Origin of the sequence: Halomonas sp. KHS3 (genome assembly GCF_000830495.1) — a bacterium.
Classification (GTDB): Bacteria; Pseudomonadota; Gammaproteobacteria; order Pseudomonadales; family Halomonadaceae; genus Vreelandella; species Vreelandella titanicae.
Map to the genome: position 1 here is coordinate 1 of NZ_JWHY01000009.1, position 20,510 is coordinate 20,510.

The 20,510-nt window shown below is 54.6% G+C and carries 16 protein-coding genes; 4 read left to right on the plus strand and 12 right to left on the minus strand.

Annotation, left to right across the window (positions count from 1 at the left end; translation table 11 throughout):
- A partial coding sequence (locus RO22_RS25385) for an IS3 family transposase (RefSeq protein WP_411906771.1) occupies window positions 1-66 on the plus strand: 66 nt, incomplete at its 5' end.
- Window positions 67-386: 320 nt separating this feature from the next.
- Here the strand turns inward: RO22_RS25385 and RO22_RS23895 are convergent.
- Genes RO22_RS23895 through RO22_RS18285 form a run of 4 tightly spaced genes read right to left on the minus strand, consistent with a single transcriptional unit; the run spans window position 387 to window position 4,064 of the window.
- On the minus strand, window positions 387-1,154 hold the full coding sequence (locus tag RO22_RS23895) for a GntR family transcriptional regulator (RefSeq protein ID WP_009286024.1): 768 nt from the start codon (window positions 1,152-1,154) through the stop codon (window positions 387-389).
- A complete protein-coding gene (locus RO22_RS18275; protein ID WP_035537878.1) occupies window positions 1,151-2,656 on the minus strand; it encodes a tripartite tricarboxylate transporter permease in 1,506 nt (501 codons plus the stop codon). The genes RO22_RS23895 and RO22_RS18275 overlap by 4 nt, the downstream gene beginning before the upstream one ends.
- Before the next feature lie 8 nt (window positions 2,657-2,664).
- A complete protein-coding gene (locus RO22_RS18280) occupies window positions 2,665-3,141 on the minus strand; it encodes a tripartite tricarboxylate transporter TctB family protein (protein ID WP_039857435.1) in 477 nt (158 codons plus the stop codon).
- Window positions 3,138-4,064 carry a tripartite tricarboxylate transporter substrate binding protein gene (locus tag RO22_RS18285; RefSeq protein ID WP_041159008.1) on the minus strand — a complete coding sequence of 309 codons (927 nt, stop codon included), beginning with the start codon at window positions 4,062-4,064 and terminating at the stop codon, window positions 3,138-3,140. Before RO22_RS18285 ends, RO22_RS18280 begins: the two co-directional genes overlap by 4 nt.
- Window positions 4,065-4,183: 119 nt before the next feature.
- Between RO22_RS18285 and RO22_RS18290 the strand changes: the two genes are divergently transcribed.
- Window positions 4,184-6,634 carry a DUF3604 domain-containing protein gene (locus RO22_RS18290; RefSeq protein WP_152618921.1) on the plus strand — a complete coding sequence of 817 codons (2,451 nt, stop codon included), beginning with the start codon at window positions 4,184-4,186 and terminating at the stop codon, window positions 6,632-6,634.
- A 427-nt stretch (window positions 6,635-7,061) separates the two neighbouring features.
- On the opposite strand, the gene katG is transcribed toward RO22_RS18290, so the two are convergent.
- From katG to RO22_RS18320, 6 genes are all read right to left on the minus strand, one after another.
- Window positions 7,062-9,215: a catalase/peroxidase HPI gene (katG, locus tag RO22_RS18295; RefSeq protein ID WP_041159009.1), complete on the minus strand. Its 2,154-nt coding sequence runs from the start codon at window positions 9,213-9,215 to the stop codon at window positions 7,062-7,064.
- Between the two features lie 273 nt (window positions 9,216-9,488).
- On the minus strand, window positions 9,489-10,493 hold the full coding sequence (locus RO22_RS18300; RefSeq protein ID WP_041159010.1) for an aldo/keto reductase: 1,005 nt from the start codon (window positions 10,491-10,493) through the stop codon (window positions 9,489-9,491).
- A 28-nt stretch (window positions 10,494-10,521) separates the two neighbouring features.
- Window positions 10,522-12,288, minus strand: a complete 1,767-nt coding sequence (locus tag RO22_RS18305) for an ABC transporter transmembrane domain-containing protein (RefSeq protein WP_041159011.1) — start codon at window positions 12,286-12,288, stop codon at window positions 10,522-10,524.
- Between the two features lie 180 nt (window positions 12,289-12,468).
- A complete protein-coding gene (locus RO22_RS18310) occupies window positions 12,469-13,269 on the minus strand; it encodes a molybdopterin-binding protein (RefSeq protein ID WP_051051784.1) in 801 nt (266 codons plus the stop codon).
- Window positions 13,262-14,143, minus strand: a complete 882-nt coding sequence (locus RO22_RS18315) for a cytochrome b/b6 domain-containing protein (protein ID WP_052475685.1) — start codon at window positions 14,141-14,143, stop codon at window positions 13,262-13,264. The genes RO22_RS18310 and RO22_RS18315 overlap by 8 nt, the downstream gene beginning before the upstream one ends.
- Window positions 14,144-14,208: 65 nt before the next feature.
- Window positions 14,209-14,493 carry a pentapeptide MXKDX repeat protein gene (locus RO22_RS18320; RefSeq protein WP_052475686.1) on the minus strand — a complete coding sequence of 95 codons (285 nt, stop codon included), beginning with the start codon at window positions 14,491-14,493 and terminating at the stop codon, window positions 14,209-14,211.
- 175 nt (window positions 14,494-14,668) lie between these two features.
- Between RO22_RS18320 and RO22_RS18325 the strand changes: the two genes are divergently transcribed.
- Together RO22_RS18325 and RO22_RS18330 are read left to right on the plus strand one after the other, a co-directional pair.
- Entirely contained in the window at window positions 14,669-15,385 is a 717-nt protein-coding gene (locus tag RO22_RS18325) for a response regulator transcription factor (RefSeq protein WP_052475687.1), read from the plus strand.
- A complete protein-coding gene (locus tag RO22_RS18330) occupies window positions 15,382-16,893 on the plus strand; it encodes a sensor histidine kinase (protein WP_041159012.1) in 1,512 nt (503 codons plus the stop codon). The genes RO22_RS18325 and RO22_RS18330 overlap by 4 nt, the downstream gene beginning before the upstream one ends.
- A 214-nt stretch (window positions 16,894-17,107) precedes the next feature.
- Here RO22_RS18330 and RO22_RS18335 read toward each other — a convergent pair whose 3' ends face one another.
- Window positions 17,108-18,550 (minus strand): NAD(P)(+) transhydrogenase (Re/Si-specific) subunit beta, encoded by a 1,443-nt coding sequence (locus RO22_RS18335; RefSeq protein WP_027958301.1) that lies wholly within the window; start codon window positions 18,548-18,550, stop codon window positions 17,108-17,110.
- A gap of 16 nt (window positions 18,551-18,566) precedes the next feature.
- Window positions 18,567-20,138 carry a Re/Si-specific NAD(P)(+) transhydrogenase subunit alpha gene (locus tag RO22_RS18340; RefSeq protein WP_041159013.1) on the minus strand — a complete coding sequence of 524 codons (1,572 nt, stop codon included), beginning with the start codon at window positions 20,136-20,138 and terminating at the stop codon, window positions 18,567-18,569.
- Window positions 20,139-20,510: the final 372 nt, after the last annotated feature.

Here is a 20,510-nt window from a genome sequence, read left to right on the forward strand (position 1 = left end):
CGGATTAAGACCAAATTAAAAGGCCTGAGTCCGGTGCAGTACCGAAATCAGGCCTTGGCTGCTTAGTTTTTCACTGTCCAAGTTTATGGGGTCAGTTCAGCTTGGGTGCCTTTTAGCTTAAAGTTCGTAAACTTTCGTGACCAATATGCAAAAGTATATAGAGAGTTTCACTGGCATAGCATTCATACCGCCGAACTTAGTTCACCTCCCTGTAAAAGATCACGCTGCTCATGCCATAGCTCCTTAATGAAGCCCCTGCTCTGTTTCGCCCAAGAAACCTATGATCTGCTCTTCGCTGAAAAGCCTGTTCATTATGTTCAACCCCTTTGTGAGCATGATTGAACTCTTAAGTGTGGCGCCCATCAAGTTGGGGCTATTCAGTGCTTTTAAATTTCTAATATTAACAAGTCAGAAGGTGCATAGATATCCTGATAGTAGAACGGGCTACCATCGCCTAGTGATGTACAGGCTGTTACACAGAATGTCGCGTTATCAGGCCGCATTTCAAACAAAGCAGCATGACGGAGAGAGAGGTGGTTTATTGCAATGAGCGTATTTGCTTGATGAGAGCGTTGCCCCAAAAATGCTTCAAGGCAGATGCGAAGATTGACGCCTTCTAATTCACTCAATTCAATATCATCTATATTTATCAGTCTCTGCGGTAAGTACATTTCTGCACCAAGGTTGATGTTATCACCAGTGAGACGTCGACGAATGACAACGTAAGGCCCGGGGCCCAAGTGTTCGCTCCAGGGGCCACGTTCATTGGTGCGGAGTACCTCGACCTTGACCTGTGTCAGGCGTAGTGGACGATTTGTGGCGGCAACACGGAAGCGGAAATGCCAAATATTAGGGCCTAGCGGTTCTGCATCCGCTATGCGAGTGCCGTCTCCGCGTCGACGCACGATTAACCCCAGATCCTGCAACTGACCCAGTGCGCTTTGCACTGTGCCGAGTGAAAGCTCAAGGCTTCTCGCCAGCTCGCTTTCTGATGGTAACCGTTCTCCAGGCTTGACCTTTCCTTCCCGTATAGCTGCCATCAAAGCTAGCCGCAGTGCAGTACGCTTGGTTTCTTGTGGATTGCGGTGACGCTCTTCTTTTAGTTTCTGTATTAATAAAGAGCACAGGGCAGCATCCTGATTTTTTTTAGTCATGCCGATTTGTTACTCTCCTTTTGGCTTCGCCATATTGCACGTGAAAGAACGGCGATTGTAAGTAGCAAGAATACTAGTGCTAATGGGCTCGCCAGAATTGAGATCCCTTCTACTTGATGAAGCAAGAGAGCTTGGCGTAAAGAAGTTTCAAACATTCCTCCTAATAGAAAACCGATGACAGTGCACACAATTGAAATTCGCGCACGAGTAAAAAGAATACCTAGACCCGCAAAAGCTAACATTACACCGACGTCCCAAAGCGATTGGGTCGGAAGGTAAATACCAAAGATACAAAACATGAGCACTGGCGGCAAAATCAGGCGACGTGGATAACGAGCAAACTGCACCCATAGTGATAAACCCGCCCGGCCAATTATAAGGTGGAAAATATTCGCCAAAATCATGGAGGCGAAGAGTCCATAAATAAGCTCCCCATGCATGCTCAGCATGAAAGGCCCCGGTACAACACCATGCATAACTAGGGCGCCAACAAGTAATGCTGCCGCGATATTGCCAGGAATGCCAAGTGCGATTGTTGGAATCAGGTTAGAACCAACCACAGCGCTATTGGCGCTTTCTGTAGCAATGATACCCTCGGGCTCTCCTTTACCAAAGTTATCGCCGTTTTTGGAAGCACGTTTAGCGGCTGAGTAAGATAGAAAAGAGGCTAAGGTTACGCCTAGCCCTGGTAGCATCCCAACAAGAGAGCCAGTCAATGCCCCTCGGATTAGCGTGCGCCAGTAAGAGAAAAATTCACGTGCAGAAACAGATCGGCCTGCTTTCGTATCAGCTTGATTCGAGGCGAAGTCATCTTTTTCACGCCGGGTGATGAGATCAGAAAGCTGAATAACCACAGATGAGAGTGCAAGCGCGCCGATTGCCAAAGCTGACAGTGAGAGGCCATCTTCTAATTTAAGTTGACCAAATGTGAAGCGAGAAGTGGAGGCAACGGGGTCAAGGCCTATCGTTGAGAGTAGAATACCAAAGAAGATACCTATTCCACTTTTTAAGGGTGAATCTCCTGCAATTCCAGCAATTAATGCAAATGAGAATAACAATACAGCTGTATATTCTACTGGCCCAAACTGCAATGCGAAGGCGGCAAAAGGCACAACAAGGACGATGAGTAGTAAATCAGAAATCGTATCGCCGGTAACCGATGAAAAAAGCGAGAATTTCATTGCACGAAAAGCTTCTCCGCGCTTAGCCATAGGGTAGCCATCCCAGGCCGTTGCTGCTGCCTCGGGTGAGCCGGGAGAATTTAACAGAATAGCCGGAATGGCCCCACCGGATGTCCCTCCTTTATTGACTCCTACTAGGAAAGCAATGGCAGCTAACGGGGACATGTAAAAGGTTATCGGTATCAGTACCGCCATGGCGGTTACGCTGCCGAGTCCAGGCAAAACACCAATCACAATGCCTAAGGCAATTCCTAAAGCGATGAACAGTAAATTCATCGGCTCTAACGCTGCTGCGAATGCCTGTAAGATAATATCTAACATGGATGACCTCAGGGCAGTTGAATATAAAAGGCATGCCATGCGAGTTGCTGAAGGGCCAGCGGCAGTAATATTGAGCCTAGTGCGCATCGGATTAAATAGCGGCGCTGGCCAGCTAATACGATGCCCGTAAAACATGATACGGCGGCGGTGACGACGAATCCTACATACATGAGTAACAACATTGTGGCAATGGCCCACGCAAGCCAAGCGAGAGTTTCTAGCAATATACGGGAGCCGTTATGAGGAATTCGTCGGAGCGCCCAGTGGCGATTCTTAAACATTAGCATCGCGCCAAATAGCCCAATGAAAATGCAAGCCAGTTTAGGAAAAAAACCAGGAGAAAGCTGGCTGTGATACGTGGTCGTTTCCACACCGACTGGAATCAGCAAGAAAATAACAAACAGCGCGAAGCTGACGGTAATTGCACCTATTAAAAAATCGAAACGATCAGAAGCATCTTGTGTACAAGTTTTCTGATCTATCATGGCGCAGTCTCCTCATAAATGGCTGCCAAATCTTCATTAATGGTCATTAGTTCTGCCGTTAATTGGCTTCCAGTTAGATCCGCTAAAGGAAAACCGAGCGTGTTCATCATTAAGTCATTGAAGGCTTCGGAATGAGCGGCGGTAATAGCAGCCTCTGTTAACTTGGCGCGCAATTCTTCTGACAATCCGGCTGGAGCCCATATAGTCGCGCCTCCAGGCATGGAAACACCATATCTTTCTTGCATGGTTGGCACTTCGGGCATCGTTTCCTGAGGGGCTGCTGTCATGGAGAGAACAACATTCATTTGATCTAAGTAACGGTTATGGGCCCCGCCAGACCATGCAAAATTCACCTTATTCCCTAACAAAAAGGGAACCATTTCACCGCCGCCTTTAGTTGGCACTGCTACCCAAACAACCTGTTCACGCATGGCAATGTAATCAACAAAGGCGCGCGAGATTGAGTTCTGATCAGCATAACTCATGCTTTGTGCAGCAGAGAGTGCAAGCAAGTCTTCGAACGTTTCAATGCCTGAGCTCTTAGACGTAACGATTGCCTGGGGAAGGTCTGTAACCCTAATTATGGGGTCAAAACTACTCAGCGAATAGTTCACGTTTTCAGCAATAGGGGGCCACAGGACGGTAGACTCTGGCGCAAATAATAATGTATAGCCATCCGCTATAGCACGAGATGCAGCGGTCGTGCCGATCTTTCCGCCTGCGCCAGGCTGGGTTCTGACAAGCACATTTATATTCAATTCATTACCCAGTTCTTCGGCAAAAACACGCGCCATGGTCTCCATAGATCCCCCTGCCTGATAGGGAACAATGAGCGTGATCGGTTTTTCTGGATAGTCGGCCAGAGCAGCAAAGGGCAGAGACATCATAGTGAGAATGAAAATTGTTTTAACAAGCTTACGCATCTCAGTACTCCTGTTTATCGTGTTATTACTATGAAGTTTTGTGCGAATTTTAACCAACCTCATAGCCGGTGAAGCATAAATTGACGCCGAATGGGCATTTTTTGCTACGCGGAGTTGGCGTGAGTGTGCTGACTTATTGTTATTACTTCACAGTAATAGAAGGCTTTGCGGGCATATGTCAACAAAAATTTGCTATTCTGACTTTTTTATCCCTATATTACTATGTAGTTTTAATTGGACTCAAAACAACTCATCAAAGGTTCCCCATGCCAAGAAGACTCGATATAGACCCTGAAATGATAGGTGAATCTAAGCTCCTAACGACACCGGGCACTGATCCTGCCTTGTTTGGCACCGCGGTGATGAGTGGGCCTGAACATGTTGAAGTGCGTAGCTACCAAACTTTTCGTATTCAATACACGACTGGCAAGCTGGGCCTGGACGATACAGGCGCGATACGCTTGGCCCTTAGGTTAATCTCAGACGCTGGGTCACTACAGACGACCGACCCAACCGCTCCAAATTACGTTACGGCGCGCTCATCCGGTGATGGACAGCTGTTTCTAAAATATGACCGTAACGGGGGACAGCGTCCATGGAATGAAACCCTTACGATTTACCAGCGAGGCGGCTACCTCAAACCTGGTGAGACGATTGAGATTGTGCTGGGCGACACGACTGAAGGTTCTCCTGGTCTCTTAATGTCGACCTTCTATGAAGGCGCAAGGGTTATCCGCGTAATGGCAGACGTGCAGGCTACGGGCAATTTTATTCCGTTGCCTGATACTCATTTGGCGTTCACGGTTGGAGCAGGACCAGCGCATCGGTATTTAGCAATTTTGCCGACGCGCCGACGCTTAAACGACATCTTCTGCCTTGGATTAAAAGCCGAGGACCTTTGGGGCAACCCGACATCAAAAGGCAGTACACGCTTTGCTATTGAAAGCTCGTTACCCGTCGAAGGCCTTCCGAGTGTCATTGATTTCGCTTCAGCCAGTGGAGCGATGCGCATTGAACCTCTGCGAGTAGCCGCAGAAGAGGGGATATTGAGGATTTGGCTTACTGCTGAAGACGGAACCGTTGTAGAAGCTGGGCCGATGCAGGTTCTTACTGATGGGCCAGCACATTTCTGGGGGGATCTACACGGGCAGACCGGTGAGACCGTCGGCACCAACTCCATAGAGCACTATTTTGATTTCGCTCGAAACAAGTCGTTTCTGGACGTGACAGCCCACCAGGCTAATGATTTCCAAATTAAACCGGCTTTCTGGAAAAAGCTCAATCATTTGACAGAAACATTGAATGAACCCGGTGTTTTTACTGTGTTACCAGGTTACGAGTGGTCTGGCAATACAGCAGTGGGTGGCGATCATAACGTCTTTTTTAGAAAGGAAGGGGCGAGAATATATCGCTGTTCTCACGCATTGGTTGCGGAGCATGATGACCTTGACACTGATGCACATACACTGACTGACCTTTATAACAGGCTTCATGACGAGCCAGTGGACTCCGTCATGTATGCCCATGTTGGAGGCCGCTATGCCAATATTCATTTCGATCACGATCCCCGGTTAGAAGCAGCGGTGGAGGTACACTCTGCGTGGGGTAGTTTCGAATGGATATTAACCGATGGTTTCCCTATGCGTCGTCGAGTTGGGGTCGTTGCGAATTCTGATGGACATAAAGGTCGCCCCGGTGCCTCTTATCCAGGCGCTTCATTTTTCGGTGCCTATGGCGGCTTGACTTGCTTTCTGATGAAAGAAAATACACGTGATGCTGTCTTTGAAGCGATTCTCCGTCGCCATACCTACGGCACCTCGGGCCCGCGTGTAGCCATAGACATTAAGGCAGAGCTGACCGCTGGTGGAACACTGTTTCACCGCAACCCTATCGCTGAGCCTGATTGTGCAACCGAAAAAGTCTTTGTCTGCACTATGGGTGATATTGTGCAAATAACGGACAAAAAGGTGAAAGTTTCAGTATCAGTGGACGCCCCCGTCGGTATTGAAAGCATTGAATTGCGTCGAGGCACAAGCACGGTTGCCCTATGGCGTGGTTACGAAGACAAAAACCTTGGTAATCGTTTGCGTCTCATGTGGTCAGGCGCAGAATATCGTGGCCGTGGCCGTAATACTCGCTGGCAGGGGCGAATATTAATCAATGGTGGTTGTATAGAAAGGTTTTCACCAGTAAATCGCTTAAACCCTGAGCAAACCTTAGAACAAGTCGGGTCAAAAAGTGTGATTTTCAATACGATTACCACTGGCAATCGGATGGGATGTGATATTTGGCTTGAAGAAGAGAGCTCTGAAGTTGAGGTGACAACCAATCATGGTGCGCTTTCACTTACACTTAAAGAGATGGATGGCAAACCGGTAATAATGAGTGCAGGAGGGCTTGAGCGGAAATTAATAGCCCAGCGGCTACCTGCAGGCGGATTAGCTACTTCAGCGCACTTTCAAAAAGAAATAGAGATCGAAGAAGACGGTGATACCCCAGTTTGGCTTTGCGTTAACTTGGAGGACGGTAACCAGGCTTGGACTTCCCCTATATATTTGTTCCAAAAATAATTGCCATGGCTGCGTCGAAACCAGGCGCGGCTTATGCATTTATGTCAGCATCTCCCCCTCTGTAGGCGGCTATCCTGAGGGATGGTAGGAGAAGTTGTATCAGCGGGCTTAGCTAAAAAATGGCAACCAAGGTCAGCATAATGGAGTTTTACACAGGCATGCCACGTGAGATGGAAGCGCATAGAATCCGGCCCGTTATCGGTAAGGCTATGATCGCGTAACGATGTTTGCCCTCTAAAAATGGGGAATTACCCTGGCTACTTTGTTTGTAAAAACGCCTTTTCCTTTTTGTTGCATCAGAAATTCTGAGTTAGCTTAAACCCGGCATAAAAGGGCTATTGTTAATTCAAAACACCACTATTATTCGCAAAAAAACCCCGCATCCGAGGATGCGGGGTTCGCTTGCTTTCAATAAATTTCGATATATTTAAGCGATGTCAAAGCGATCCGCGTTCATCACTTTCGTCCAGGCGGCGACGAAGTCTTTGACAAACTTCTCGTCGTTATCATCCTGGGCGTAGACTTCCGCGTAGGAGCGCAGCAGCGAGTTAGAACCGAACACCAGGTCAACGCGGGTAGCCGTCCACTTCACAGCATCTGTTTGACGGTCGCGGATCTCATAGGCATTTTTGCCCACCGGCTTCCAAGTGTTGCCCATGTCGGTCAGGTTGACGAAGAAGTCGTTGGTCAACTGGCCTTCACGGTCGGTGAATACGCCGTGCTTGGTGCCACCATAGTTGGTGCCGAGTACACGCATACCGCCAAGTAGCACGACCATTTCCGGCCCTGTCAGCCCCATCAGCTGAGCGCGATCCAGCAACAGCTCTTCCGGCTTCACTACATAGTCTTTCTTCTGCCAGTTGCGGAAACCGTCAGCCAGCGGCTCTAGCGGCTCAAACGATTCACCGTCGGTCATCTCGGCAGAAGCATCGCCACGCCCTTTCAGGAAGGGTACGCGAACGTCGTAGCCTGCGGCTTTGGCGGCTTTCTCAATGGCGAAACTACCGGCCAGAACGATCACGTCGGCAAGGCTTGCGCCGGTGTCGGCAGAAATCTTCTCGTAAACTGCTAATACGCTGGCGAGACGCGCAGGCTCGTTGCCTTCCCAGTCTTTCTGAGGCGCTAAACGAATGCGGGCACCGTTGGCGCCGCCACGCATGTCAGAGCCGCGGTAAGTGCGAGCACTGTCCCAGGCGGTGCTGACCATGTCACTGATGCTCAGGCCGGCTTCGGCGATTTTCTGCTTAACCACTTCTTCGCTGTAGTCGGTGCTACCAGCCGGAATAGGATCCTGCCAGATCAAGTCTTCAGCGGGCACTTCCGGGCCGATGTAGCGCGATTTCGGGCCTAGGTCACGGTGGGTCAGTTTGAACCATGCTTTAGCGAACGTTTGCTTGAAGTACTCCGGATCCGCCATGAATTTTTCACAAATGGCGCGGTAGGTCGGATCCATTTTCATGGCCATATCCGCATCGGTCATGATCGGATTGTGACGGATAGAGGGGTCGCTGGCGTCAACCGGCTTGTCCTCTTCCTTAATGTTTACCGGCTCCCACTGGTGAGCGCCTGCGGGGCTCTTACGCAGCTCCCACTCGTAGCCGAACAGCAGATCGAAATAGCCCATGTCGAACTGCGTTGGATTGGTTGTCCAGGCGCCTTCAATGCCAGATGTCACGGCATTACTCGCTTTGCCACCCATGGTTGGGTTGCCCCAGCCCAAACCCTGATTTTCAACGTCCGACGCTTCGGGCTCAGCACTCAGTGCTGCCGCGTCACCGTTACCGTGACACTTACCCACGGTGTGGCCACCGGCGGTAAGCGCTGCGGTCTCTTCGTCGTTCATCGCCATACGAGCGAAGGTTTCGCGTATCTGCTGGCCGGTCTTCAGCGGGTCGGGCACACCATTAACACCTTCAGGGTTAACGTAAATAAGACCCATCTGAACCGCAGCTAGCGGATTTTCCATGGTTTCCGGCTTTTCAACGTCCGCGTAGCGCTCGTCGGAAGGTGCCAGCCACTCTTTCTCATCGCCCCAGTAGATATCTTTTTCCGGGTGCCAGATATCCTCGCGACCAAACGAGAAGCCGTAGGCAGGCAGTCCCATTGATTCGTAGGCAACAGTACCGGCTAGAATCATCAGGTCGGCCCAGCTGATCTTGTTGCCATACTTTTTCTTGATCGGCCACAGCAGACGGCGCGCTTTATCAAGACTAACGTTATCCGGCCAGGAGTTGAGTGGTGCAAAACGCTGACTACCGGTACCGCCGCCACCGCGGCCGTCGGCCAGACGATAAGTACCCGCAGAGTGCCACGCCATTCGGATCATTAGACCGCCGTAGTGGCCCCAATCGGCAGGCCACCAGGCTTGGCTGTCGGTCATCAGCGCGTGAACATCTTGCTTGAGCGCGTCAAAATCGAGCTTTCTAACCTCTTCCCGATAGTCAAAATCAGCATCCATCGGGTTCGTTTTGCGGTCATGCTGGTGCAAGATATCCAGGTTAATTCCTTCCGGCCACCAGTCTTTGTTAGACGTGCCCGTGGAGGTATTACCACCATGCATTACAGGACATTTACCACTCATAGCTCTCTCCCTCTAACTTCATTGTGTCTTAACAGCTTTTGTCTTGGTTGCGTTCGTCTTGGGTATGTTGAAAAGAGCGGCTACCAAGTCGACTGACGGTGAGCCCCCTAACGCTTACGATAGTGCTAACGCTCTGCTCGTAGCGCAGTATAAGGACGCTTCACTCACTTGGTACTGTTTTAAAGCAGATCCCTCATAGGCACAATTTGCTTTTTGTGACTACTCTAATAGTTTTTATCCATCACTGCTGTTTGTACCCGCTGCTTAACTCTGCTAACGGGTGAACTCTTCGGTGTCGATATCCGCTTGCTGCACCTCGCTGTAGCGAGCCCCTGCGACCTGCTCTGGCGTCATCATGGCATCCAACTGCTGCACTGTGGTGACATCGAGGTGCAGCGTTTCCGCGGCTAAATTTTCGCGCATGTGGTCAGCGGAGCGAGTGCCGGGAATGGGGATAATATCGCCGCCTTTGGCTTTCAGCCACGCCAGTGCCAGCTGCCCCGGCGTGACGCTTAAGGCCTGCGCCAGCGACGCAAGGCGTTCAAATAGTTTTAGATTATGCGGGTAGTTTTCGGCGCTGAAGCGCGGCATATTACGGCGCATATCGCCCTCTTCGAGACGCGAGGGATCTTGAATGGCACCGGTTAAGAAGCCTCGTCCCAGAGGGCTAAACGCGACCAGGGCTGCTCCCACCTCGCGGCACGCATCGATCAGGGCGATTTCCGGGTTGCGCGTCCACAGCGAGTATTCCGACTGCACCGCGGCAATGGGATATTCGGTGACCGCGCCCCGCAACGTTAGCGCAGAGACTTCAGATAACCCCACGCCACCAATCTTGCCTTCTTCCACCAGGCGCCCCAGCGCACCCACGCTCTCTTCAATGGGGACTTGGCGATCCAAGCGGTGCAGGTAGTAGAGATCTAAATGGTCGGTACGCAGGCGCGCAAGGCTCGCTTCGCACTGTTTTCGCAGGGTTTCCGGGCGGCCATCAATGACCCGCTTGCCTGACTCAGGGTCCATCGCCATGCCGCATTTACTGGCCAGAAAGAGTTGGTGCCGCTTGCCCTCCAGGGCGCGCCCGACCACTTTCTCATTGGCCGTGGCGCCATACAGCGTGGCGGTATCGAAGTGGCGATAGCCCATATCAAAGGCCTCATCCAGCGCCCGTAGGGCTGCGCTTTCCGGCACGATGCTGCCGTAACCGTGGGAGAGATTCATACAGCCCAGACCAATCGAAGGGGCATTTACGGCATTAAGGCGCTGAAAGAAGCTCGACATCGGTATTCCCATCATTAAAAGAATCGTTTTATAACGTTTCACCGCCAAACTGCAACGCGGCTAAATGACGATAGAGCGCGCTGGTGGTGAGCAATTCCGCGTGAGTGCCCGCCGCTACCAGTTTCCCACCATCAAGCACCAGTAAGCGGTCAGCGGCGATGACAGTCGCCAGCCGATGGGCGATCACGATGCTGGTGCGCCCGACCATCAGCCGATCCAGCGCGTGCTGCACCAGCCGCTCACTCTCCGCATCCAAGGCGCTGGTGGCTTCATCCAACAGCAGTACCGCAGGATTTTTGAGCAGCGCCCGAGCAATAGCGAGCCGCTGACGCTGGCCTCCGGAGAGCTGCACACCACCGGGGCCTAGGGGCGTGTCAAAGCCTTGGGGCAGCGCATCGATAAAGTCGAGGGCGCTGGCATCCTGAGCGGCAATGCGTAATCTATCGATATCAGCCTCAGGATCACCATAGCGAAGATTCTCGGCCACAGAGCCGCTAAACAGCACCGGCTCCTGCGCCACTAACCCCATGGCACTGCGTAAGGCGGCAAGATCTAGCGTACGGACATCCCTATCATCCAAGGTAATGCGCCCCTGGCTGGGGTCATAAAAGCGTAGCAGCAGCGCCAACAGCGTGCTTTTACCTGCCCCGGAAGGCCCCACCACCGCTACTCGTTCTCCCGGCTTGATATGTAGATCAAACCCGTTCAGCGCTGGGGTTTCCCGACCAGGGTAGGTAAAGGTGACGTTCTCCAGGGTAATCTCACCACGCGAAGGGCTTGGCAGGCTCTGCGGATTTACCGGCGACTGGATAGCGGGCTGGGTATCGAGCAGCTCCAATAAGCGCTCGGCAGCGCCTGCCGCACGCTGTACATCCCCTGCCACCTCGGCCAGGGTGGCAATGGCCCCTGCTGCCAGCACGGCGTAAAAGATAAACGCCGATAGCTCGCCCGCACTCATGGTTCCGTTTAGCACCGCCTGACCGCCCTGCCAGAGCATTAAGCCAACCGCGGTAAACACCACCAGCATGGCGATACCGGTTAACCAGGCGCGCTGCTGGGTGCGCTCTACAGCGCTGCCAAAGGCCTGTTCAACCCGCTGGCCGTAGTGGCTTTTATCCATCGCCTCGTGGGTAAATGCCTGAAGCGTTTTAATACCGCTCAGCGCCTCCTCAGCATAGCGACCTAGTTCGGCCACGCGATCCTGACTGGTGCGCGAAAGCCGCCGCACCCGGCGGCCGTACCACACGATGGGCAGCAGAGTGGCGGGGATACCTATCAGCACCATTGCCGAGAGCCACGGTTGAGTGACCAGCATTAGCACCACGGCGCCCACCAGCATGACCAGATTACGCAGCGCCAGCGAGACTGAAGAGCCAAACAGGCTCTGTAGCACACTGGTATCGGCGGTTAATCGTGAGGCAATCTCTCCGGCGGCACGGCCGTCGCTTGCGCTCTCGAAAAAGCTGGGTTCTAAGGTGAGTAAATGATCAAACACTCGCTGGCGAAGGTCGGCAGCCAGGCGCTCGCCAATCCAGGTCACTTGGTAGTAGCGCAGTGCGGAGGCAAACGCCAGCACGGCCACTACCACCAGCATCAGAGCCAGTGTTTGCGCTAGCGCCTGCGCATCCGCGTCCAGAAAACCGCGGTCGATGATTAAGCGCAGCCCATTACCCAGCAGTAGCACGCTTCCCGATGCCATGAGTAGCGCTAGGCCAGCCAGAGCCAACCGCGTGCGGTAGGGGCGCAGTAGACCCAACAAACGCAGCAGCACTCGGGGATTGGGGCGTTGATTCATAGTAGCGATTGCTCAATACATAAGGGGGTATTCGACCATAGCAGGAGTAGCAGTACCCTGCACAGAATCTAGTCGGCCCAGCCGTCGAGCGGAAGTATCGGGACCTCAGGCAACAGATAGCATGTTAAAGATTGTACGACGAGCCTAAAGTGAAGCCCTCAAGCGCTCGGCGGTCATCGCCTAGATGCCCGCCCACCAGTCATACCCCCTATCCTCCCAATATCCTCCCTTGCCGCCGTGGAGCTGTTTGAAGCTTTCCACCAGTTCGACGCGCATCACGTACTTGGCCTGCTTGTAACCCAACTGACGCTCGGCGCGCAGACGGATCGGCGCCCCATTGGCCACCGGTAGCGGTTCGCCGTTGAGATCGTAGGCAAGCAGCGTCTGCGGATGATACGCCTCGATCATGTCGAGGCTCTCGTAATACAGATCCGACCCACCGTAGGTGTGATCTGCACAGTGAAAAACCACGAAGCGCGCGGTATCTGCCGGACGCACCCGATCAAGCAGATCCGCCAGAGGAACGCCGGTCCACTGCCCGATACAGCTCCAACCCTCGACGCAATCGTGACGAGTGATCTGGGTTCGTGAGGCCATTTCCCGAAGCGCCAGCAATGACAGCGTCATCGGCTCTTCGACCAGACCGTCGATGGTCAGACGCCAGTCGGCGAATCCATTCTCGACCCAGGCACGATAGTAATCCTCCTGCGGGTTGGTGGTGCCATTGGGACGAAACACCGGCGCGATCTGACTCTCGTCGAACTCCTTGGCGAGTGCCTGGCGCGAGGCGATCAGACGCTGGGCCTTGTAAGAGAGTTGCTCGACGTTACTCAGCGCCGCGCGCACGGGCGCGCTTTCCGACAGTCGATCGCAACCGGTGAGGAAGGTGCCAGCCCCCAACGCGCACAGGCCACCCAGTAGTCGCCGTCGAGCGCGGTCAGGCGCTGGTGATGTCGAGAGTCTGGTGTTTGAGTCAGTCATGCCTAGGCTCCGATCCGTCATGCGCTTCTACCTGGATACGGTAGCGACCGCTTACCATCGAGCGCAGGTTGTTGAAAACGCCGGATACCAGTACCAGCGCGATGTGCACGATGAAAAAGCCAATGAGGGCTGTTGCACAGAGAAAATGAAAGGTGCGAGCACTCTGTCGTCCGCCGAAAAGTTCGGTGAGCCACGGCCAGGCGGCGTTGACACTGGGTGCCATGGTCAGCCCCGACAGAATCATGACTGGCAGCAACCCGAACAGCACCAGAAGATAGGTCAGCTTCTGGATACCGTTGTAGTCAGCTTCGTGATGAAAACGCAGCCGCGCATGATCAAGTAGCGTCCGCGGAATGTTCTTCAACTGCACCCACGTTGGAAACAGCGCCCGTCGTCGTTGGGGCACCAGCAGGGTATAGAGCAGATACGCGACAACCAGCGGCACGAAGATCCACGCAGCCAGAAAATGCCAGTTGCGCCCCATCGTCAGCCACTTGTCCCCCGGCAGCGTCGCCCAGCGGGGGAAGGCCCGTTCGCGTAGCTGGCCGTTGTCATCGGAAAGCCCCAGTACACCGGTGGTGTCAAACGCCTGCCCAGCGATGCGAACCACGCCCATGCGCTCGCCATCTTCGGCGGTGCGCGCATGTATCGCGATGAAAGGGTTGGCGAAATCGGATTGCTCCCCCCAATAAAGCGCGGGGTGTGCATTGAATATCTGCAAACCGCTCATCAGCAACACGATCAGGCAGACGAGATTCGTCCAATGCCACAGACGAGTCGCTACCGTATGTCGTTTGATCACTCGTGTGGCCGGCGCACCGGGCACATTACCGGTCGAGTCACTATCGATCGTAGCTTTGACAGACTCAGACATGATATTGACCTCGAAACGAAAGCGTCCGGCAAACCAGACAGCGCCTGGTTGCCGGACCGCAACTTTTAGTTGGCATGCTCCATGGAGTCGCTGCTCATTTCGTCATGGCTCATGCTATCGTCGTGGCTCATGCCATCGTCGTGGCTCATACCATCGTCGTGGCTCATGCCATCATCGTGGCTCATGCCATCATCGTGGCTCATGCCATCATCGTGGCTCATGCCGTCCTGACTCATCGAGTCCTGGGACATATTGTCGGTCTGGGCACTGGCGAGCGTGGTGAAGGCAAGGCCGCCGCTCAGCAGTACAGCACTCAAGGCGAGTAGATATTTGGGTGTCGTGCGGGTCATGATTCTCTCCTGATTTATCTAGGCAAACCGTGTCCGGTCCGACACGGCTTGCCCAAGATAAACAGGAATTGCAGCTCAATCATCACGGAATCATAACGTTCGGTGATAACGTTTCCGTGATGATTGACGAGGTACACTGGGCTAGGATTCACAGCTCACTTAAAGGAGAACCGATATGTCGTGCCCGATACTTTGCGTCGAGGACGATCCCGATATCGGTCGGCTATTAACGAGCATTCTCGTACAGGCGGGCCATCAGCCGACCTGGGTTTCGACCGGGGAAGAAGCCTTGCATCGATGGCGGAATGCCTCGCTCGTCGTTCTTGATCTGATGTTACCGGGCATCGACGGTCTCGCCGTGTGTCGAGACATTCGCACTCACGACGCCACCATTCCGATCATCATGCTGACGGCGCTCGCCGGAACGCGGGACGTGGTCGTCGGTCTGGAAATCGGTGCCGACGACTACATCACCAAGCCATTCGACACCGACATCCTATTGGCGAGAATCCAAGCGCTTCTGCGTCGTCGAAAGGCGATGGAGGCGCGTACGTCGTCGACGCTTATGAAGATAAAGGCGCTGGAGATCGACATCGACGGCTACAGCGTCAAATTCGACGGAAACATGATTCAACTCACGACCCGGGAGTTCGCCCTACTGGTGTTCTTTGCCCGCCACCCTGGTAAGGGATTTTCCCGCAGCGAGTTGCTCGATGCCGTATGGGGCCCGGAATTCGACGGCTTTGATCACACCGTCAATACGCACATCAATCGGTTGCGCAGCAAGATAGAGCCAGACCCGGCACAGCCCGAGTACATTCTCACCGTATGGGGCACCGGTTACCGGTTCACCGACGCCCCGGCATCAGCCTCCGACGAGAACGCCCCATGAGCCTCGGCCAATCGCTGCGCAGAACCTACCGCAGCCTGTTCGCGCGCATCGTGTTCGTCTATCTGGTGAGCATGATCGCACTCTCCACCACGACCACGCTGGTGGCGGTCGATCAGTTCAACCAGTTGGGACGCGAATGGCTGCAGCGCAATGAGATCGACATGGCCCATCACCTGACCCGCGTACTGCAGGATTCGCTCGACGACGGCGTCGACGCCCCCTCGACTCGAGCGGCCGTAGAGCAGGTCATGACCATCAATCCGGCGCTCTCGCTCTACGCGCTCGACACCGACGGAACGGTGGTTGGCGCTTACGACCCCGACCGCTGTGGACTCGGCCGCCGGATCGACCGGGGTGCTATCGACGAACTGCTTTCCGACATGCCCATGCTGCCGGTCTACGCAGACATGCCCTGCCGGGGCGACGAGGGCGTTTTTTCGGTTGCCCCGATCACCTACGGCCCACAGCAGCAATCGGGCTATCTGATGGTGCAACTGGAGGCGAACACAGACGTCTCGATGGCCAACATCTGGCAAACGAGCAGCATCTCGCGCACGCTGCTCATCGCAGGCTGCGTGGCGTTGGCATTGACGCTGGCGGTGGGGCTGGCCCTCTTCGCTTTTCTGACGCGACGCTTTTCCCGGCTGACCCGCACCGTCCAACACTTTGCCGAGGGCGATTACCGGCAGCGCAGTCCCGAGTCGATCGACGACGAAATCGGCCGGGTCGGGCGTGCCTTCAACGACATGGCGGCCACCATCGAAGCCCAGGTCGAGGCGCTGCACGATACCGACCGCCAGCGTCGGGAACTCATCGCCAACCTGTCCCACGAATTCCGTACGCCGATGACCTCTCTGTTGGGCTACGCCAAGCAGTTGGATCGCAGGCCTCTCGACGATGAAACACGCAGCGGTCTGGATGCCATTCGCGCCAACGTGGAGCGACTGGCCCAGTTGGCCGACCAGCTCTCTCAGATGTCTCGCGCCAATATCGCTGGCCGACCGCTATGCCCAAGCACGTTCTCCTTCGCCGAACTGGCCAACGACATTCTAGGTAAATTTCACCCTCGCGCGCTGGAGAAAGGCATCGAGCTTCGTGTGGAAAACCAGGCGGCGATAGCCGAGGTCTCCGCCGACATCGAACTGATCGATCACGCGCTGACCAATATGGTCGACAATGCCATCACCGCCACCAACACCGGCGGCACGGTCTCGATCCGGATTCTCGAGTTCGACGATACCCGACTCAAGATCGGAGTCAGAGATACCGGTGTCGGCATCCCCGAAAAAGAAATCCCCCTTATCTCACAGCGCTTCTATCGCACCACGATTGGACGTGAGCGGGGTGAAGGCACCGGGCTGGGACTCGCTATCGTCTCCGAAGTGCTGAAGCGCCACGAGTCCCAACTCGTCATCGAGAGCAAACCGGGAAAAGGCACCTGTATCTGGTTCACGCTGCCGAAGACGATACTCGATGAGAGAGCAATCCGCCATCGCCGCCTGGGCTGACGAGTAGGCACTCATCTCGCCCGCTATGCGGTTAATACGCTGGAGGAAACGCGACATGGACGCTGAACTGATCGGCATCGATTCATGGGCAGTCGCGCAACTAAAAAGCCCGCGATTGCTCGCGGGCTCAGTACTTAATGGCTCTTAGTAACCTAGCGTCTAGCTAAGTTGCATGGGTAGCCAAGTTGCATGGATAGCTAAAAGTTGCAAAGGCCTAATCAATCAACGGCAGCAGTGTATTCAGGCTATCCCGGGCATCGCCATAAAACATCCGCGTGTTCTCTTTGAAGAACAGCGGGTTTTCGATACCGGAGTAGCCGGTGCCCTGGCCGCGTTTACTGACAAACACCTGCTTGGCTTCCCATACCTTCAATACCGGCATACCAGCGATGGGGCTATTGGGGTCTTCCTCGGCCGCAGGGTTCACAATGTCGTTGGAGCCAATCACGATCACCACGTCGGTGGTGGCGAAATCGTCGTTGATTTCATCCATTTCCAACACGATATCGTAAGGCACCTTGGCTTCTGCCAGCAGTACGTTCATATGCCCTGGCAAGCGACCCGCGACCGGGTGGATACCGAAGCGCACGGTCTTGCCCGCTGCACGCAGCTTACGCACTAGGTCGCTCACTGCGCTTTGCGCCTGAGCCACCGCCATGCCGTAGCCCGGCACGATAATCACGCTATCGGCATCGTTCAGGGCGCTCGCTACACCACCAGCGTCAATCGCCACCTGCTCGCCTTCGATCTCCGCCGCTGGCCCAGTGCTTCCGCCAAAGCCGCCTAGGATCACATTGACGAAGTTGCGGTTCATCGCCTTACACATAATGTAAGAAAGAATCGCACCGGAGGAGCCCACCAGCGCACCGGTGACAATCAGCAGGTCGTTGGAGAGCGTAAAGCCGACCGCCGCCGCCGCCCAGCCGGAGTAGCTGTTAAGCATGGAGACCACCACCGGCATATCGGCACCGCCAATACCCATAATCAGATGGTAGCCAATAAAGAATGCCAGCGCTGCGAGCACTAGCAGCGTCCAGAAGCCTGCGCCGTTGAGGTACAAAATCGCCAATAGCAGTGACAGCACGGCCGCCCCGGCGTTGAGCAAATGGCCGCCGGGCAGTTGGCGTGGTTTACCGTCGACTTTACCTGCCAGCTTGCCAAACGCTATTACCGAGCCGGTGAAGGTCACCGCGCCGATAAAGATGGCGAAAACCACCTCAATTTGCAGAAAGGTAAGTTCGTCTGGGGCCTTGGTGGCCACCAGCGCGGCAAAAGCGGAAAACTCCTGTGCGGCGCCATCCACTGCCTGCGCCGCCATGACTCGGCGGCGCTCTAAGTCCGCGCTCCAGGCCACAAACACCGCGGCTAAACCGACAAAGCTGTGCAGCGCCGCCACTAGCTGGGGCATTTCGGTCATCTCGACCTTGCCCGCTACGTACACGCCGATGCCTGCCCCAATCACCATCATCGGAATCAGCCACCAGTAGCCGCCAATACCCGGGCCTAAAGCGGTAAAGAACACCGCCACCGCCATGCCCACAATGCCGTACCACACGGCTCGTTTGGCTTTTTCTTGGTTACTCAGGCCGCCCAGCGACAGAATAAACAGCACACTCGCCGCGATTGCCGCGGCAGATACGAATCCTTGTCCTAACATATCGTCTCTCCGCCGCTTAAGATTTTTGGAACATGGCCAGCATCCGGCGTGTCACCAGGAAGCCACCCACAATATTGATTGACGCGATCAGCACCGAAATCGCCGCTAATATGCCCACGATCACGCTACTCGTGCCAATCTGCAAAATAGCACCGAGAATAATGATGCCCGAGATCGCGTTAGTCACCGCCATTAAAGGCGTATGCAGCGAATGACTCACGTTCCAAATCACCTGGAAGCCGATAAAGCAGGCCAGCACAAAGACAATAAAATGCTGCATAAATGAGGTCGGCGCCACCTGGCCAAGCAGCAGCATGAGCGCACCGCCGACAGCCAGCAATCCGATTTGACGCTTGGTTTGCGCCTTGAACGCCGCATGCTCGGCGGCTTTTTTCTCCTCCGGCGTGGGCTCCTTCTCTTTCTTTTTCGGCTTGGCCGCGCCAATCGCTTTCACTTTAGGGGGCGGCGGCGGGAAGGTGATTTCGCCACCGTGAGTCACCGTAGCGCCACGAATCACGTCATCTTCCATATTATGATTGATCACGCCGTCTTTCTCGGGCGTCAGATCGGTCAACATATGGCGGATATTGGTGGCGTAGAGAAGCGATGATTGCGTTGCCATGCGCGAGGGGAAGTCGGTGTAGCCGATCACCACCACGCCATTATCCGACACCACCCGCTCGTCTGGCTTGGTGAGATCGCAATTGCCGCCTTTCTCAGCCGCTAAGTCGATCACCACCGAGCCTGGCTTCATGGCCTCGACCATATCTTCCAACCACAGCTTAGGTGCGGGCTTGCCGGGAATCAGCGCGGTGGTAATCACGATGTCCACATCGGCCGCCTGCTCGCGGAAACACTCAAGTTGCTTTTCGCGGAACTCCGGGCTTGAGGGCGAGGCGTAGCCACCGCTTTCGGAACCGTCCTGGCTATCTTCGAAATCGAGGAACAGAAACTCCGCGCCCATGGATTCGATTTGTTCAGAGACCTCGGGGCGTACGTCAAAGGCGCGCACTACGGCGCCCAGGCTGGTGGCCGTGCCGATCGCCGCCAATCCCGCCACGCCAGCGCCAATGACCAACACCTTGGCCGGGGGCACTTTACCTGCCGCCGTTACCTGGCCAGTGAAGAAGCGGCCAAAGTTGTTGCCCGCCTCTATCACCGCCCGGTAGCCGGCGATATTGGCCATGGAGGAGAGCGCGTCCATTTTCTGCGCCCGTGAAATACGCGGCACCATATCCATAGCAATAACGGTGGCGCCCTGGGCCTTGCACTTCTCGAGCAGCGCTTCGTTTTGCGCTGGCCAGAAGAAGGCAATCAAGGTTTGGCCTTCCCGCAGCCGCTCGGCCTCTTCATCAGAGGGCTCTCGAACTTTAATGACCACCTCAGCGTCGTTCCAGAGCGCATCAGCCCCGTCCACGACGGTAACGCCTGCATCACGATAAGTGTCGTCATTAAAGCCCGCTGCCAAGCCAGCGCCGGTTTCTACCAAGCACTCGTGGCCCAGTTTTTGGATCTGCTTCGCGCTCTCAGGGGTCAGCGCGACGCGCGCTTCCCCCCGGGCACTCTCTTTCGGTGCGCCTATTTTCACTCGCTTTCTCCTTTGTTTTTTTCTGCTGTTACCTTCCTACAGTTACCTTACTACAGCGCCGCCACACAGCAGGTAAGCACTGCCCATTTTCGACCTTCGTCATAAACGCCTGTTAGCAGTCTAGGATCTAACGGGGCGGCTGCCAGATACTATTCAACCTTTGATTCAACTGGGTTGTTTAACTACAACATGGGCTGGTTGAGGCTTCAAGCCCCACCGAAAAGAGCGAGAAAACTACTTCCAAAGTACCGCAGGCAGTTGTCTTTACCTGTGCTTAACTGAAGAAGCGGGTATGGCAATAACGCTGAACCGCTGATAGTACCTGCATCAACACAGGTAGTAACACTTGTAACGACAGTTGCAATACCACTC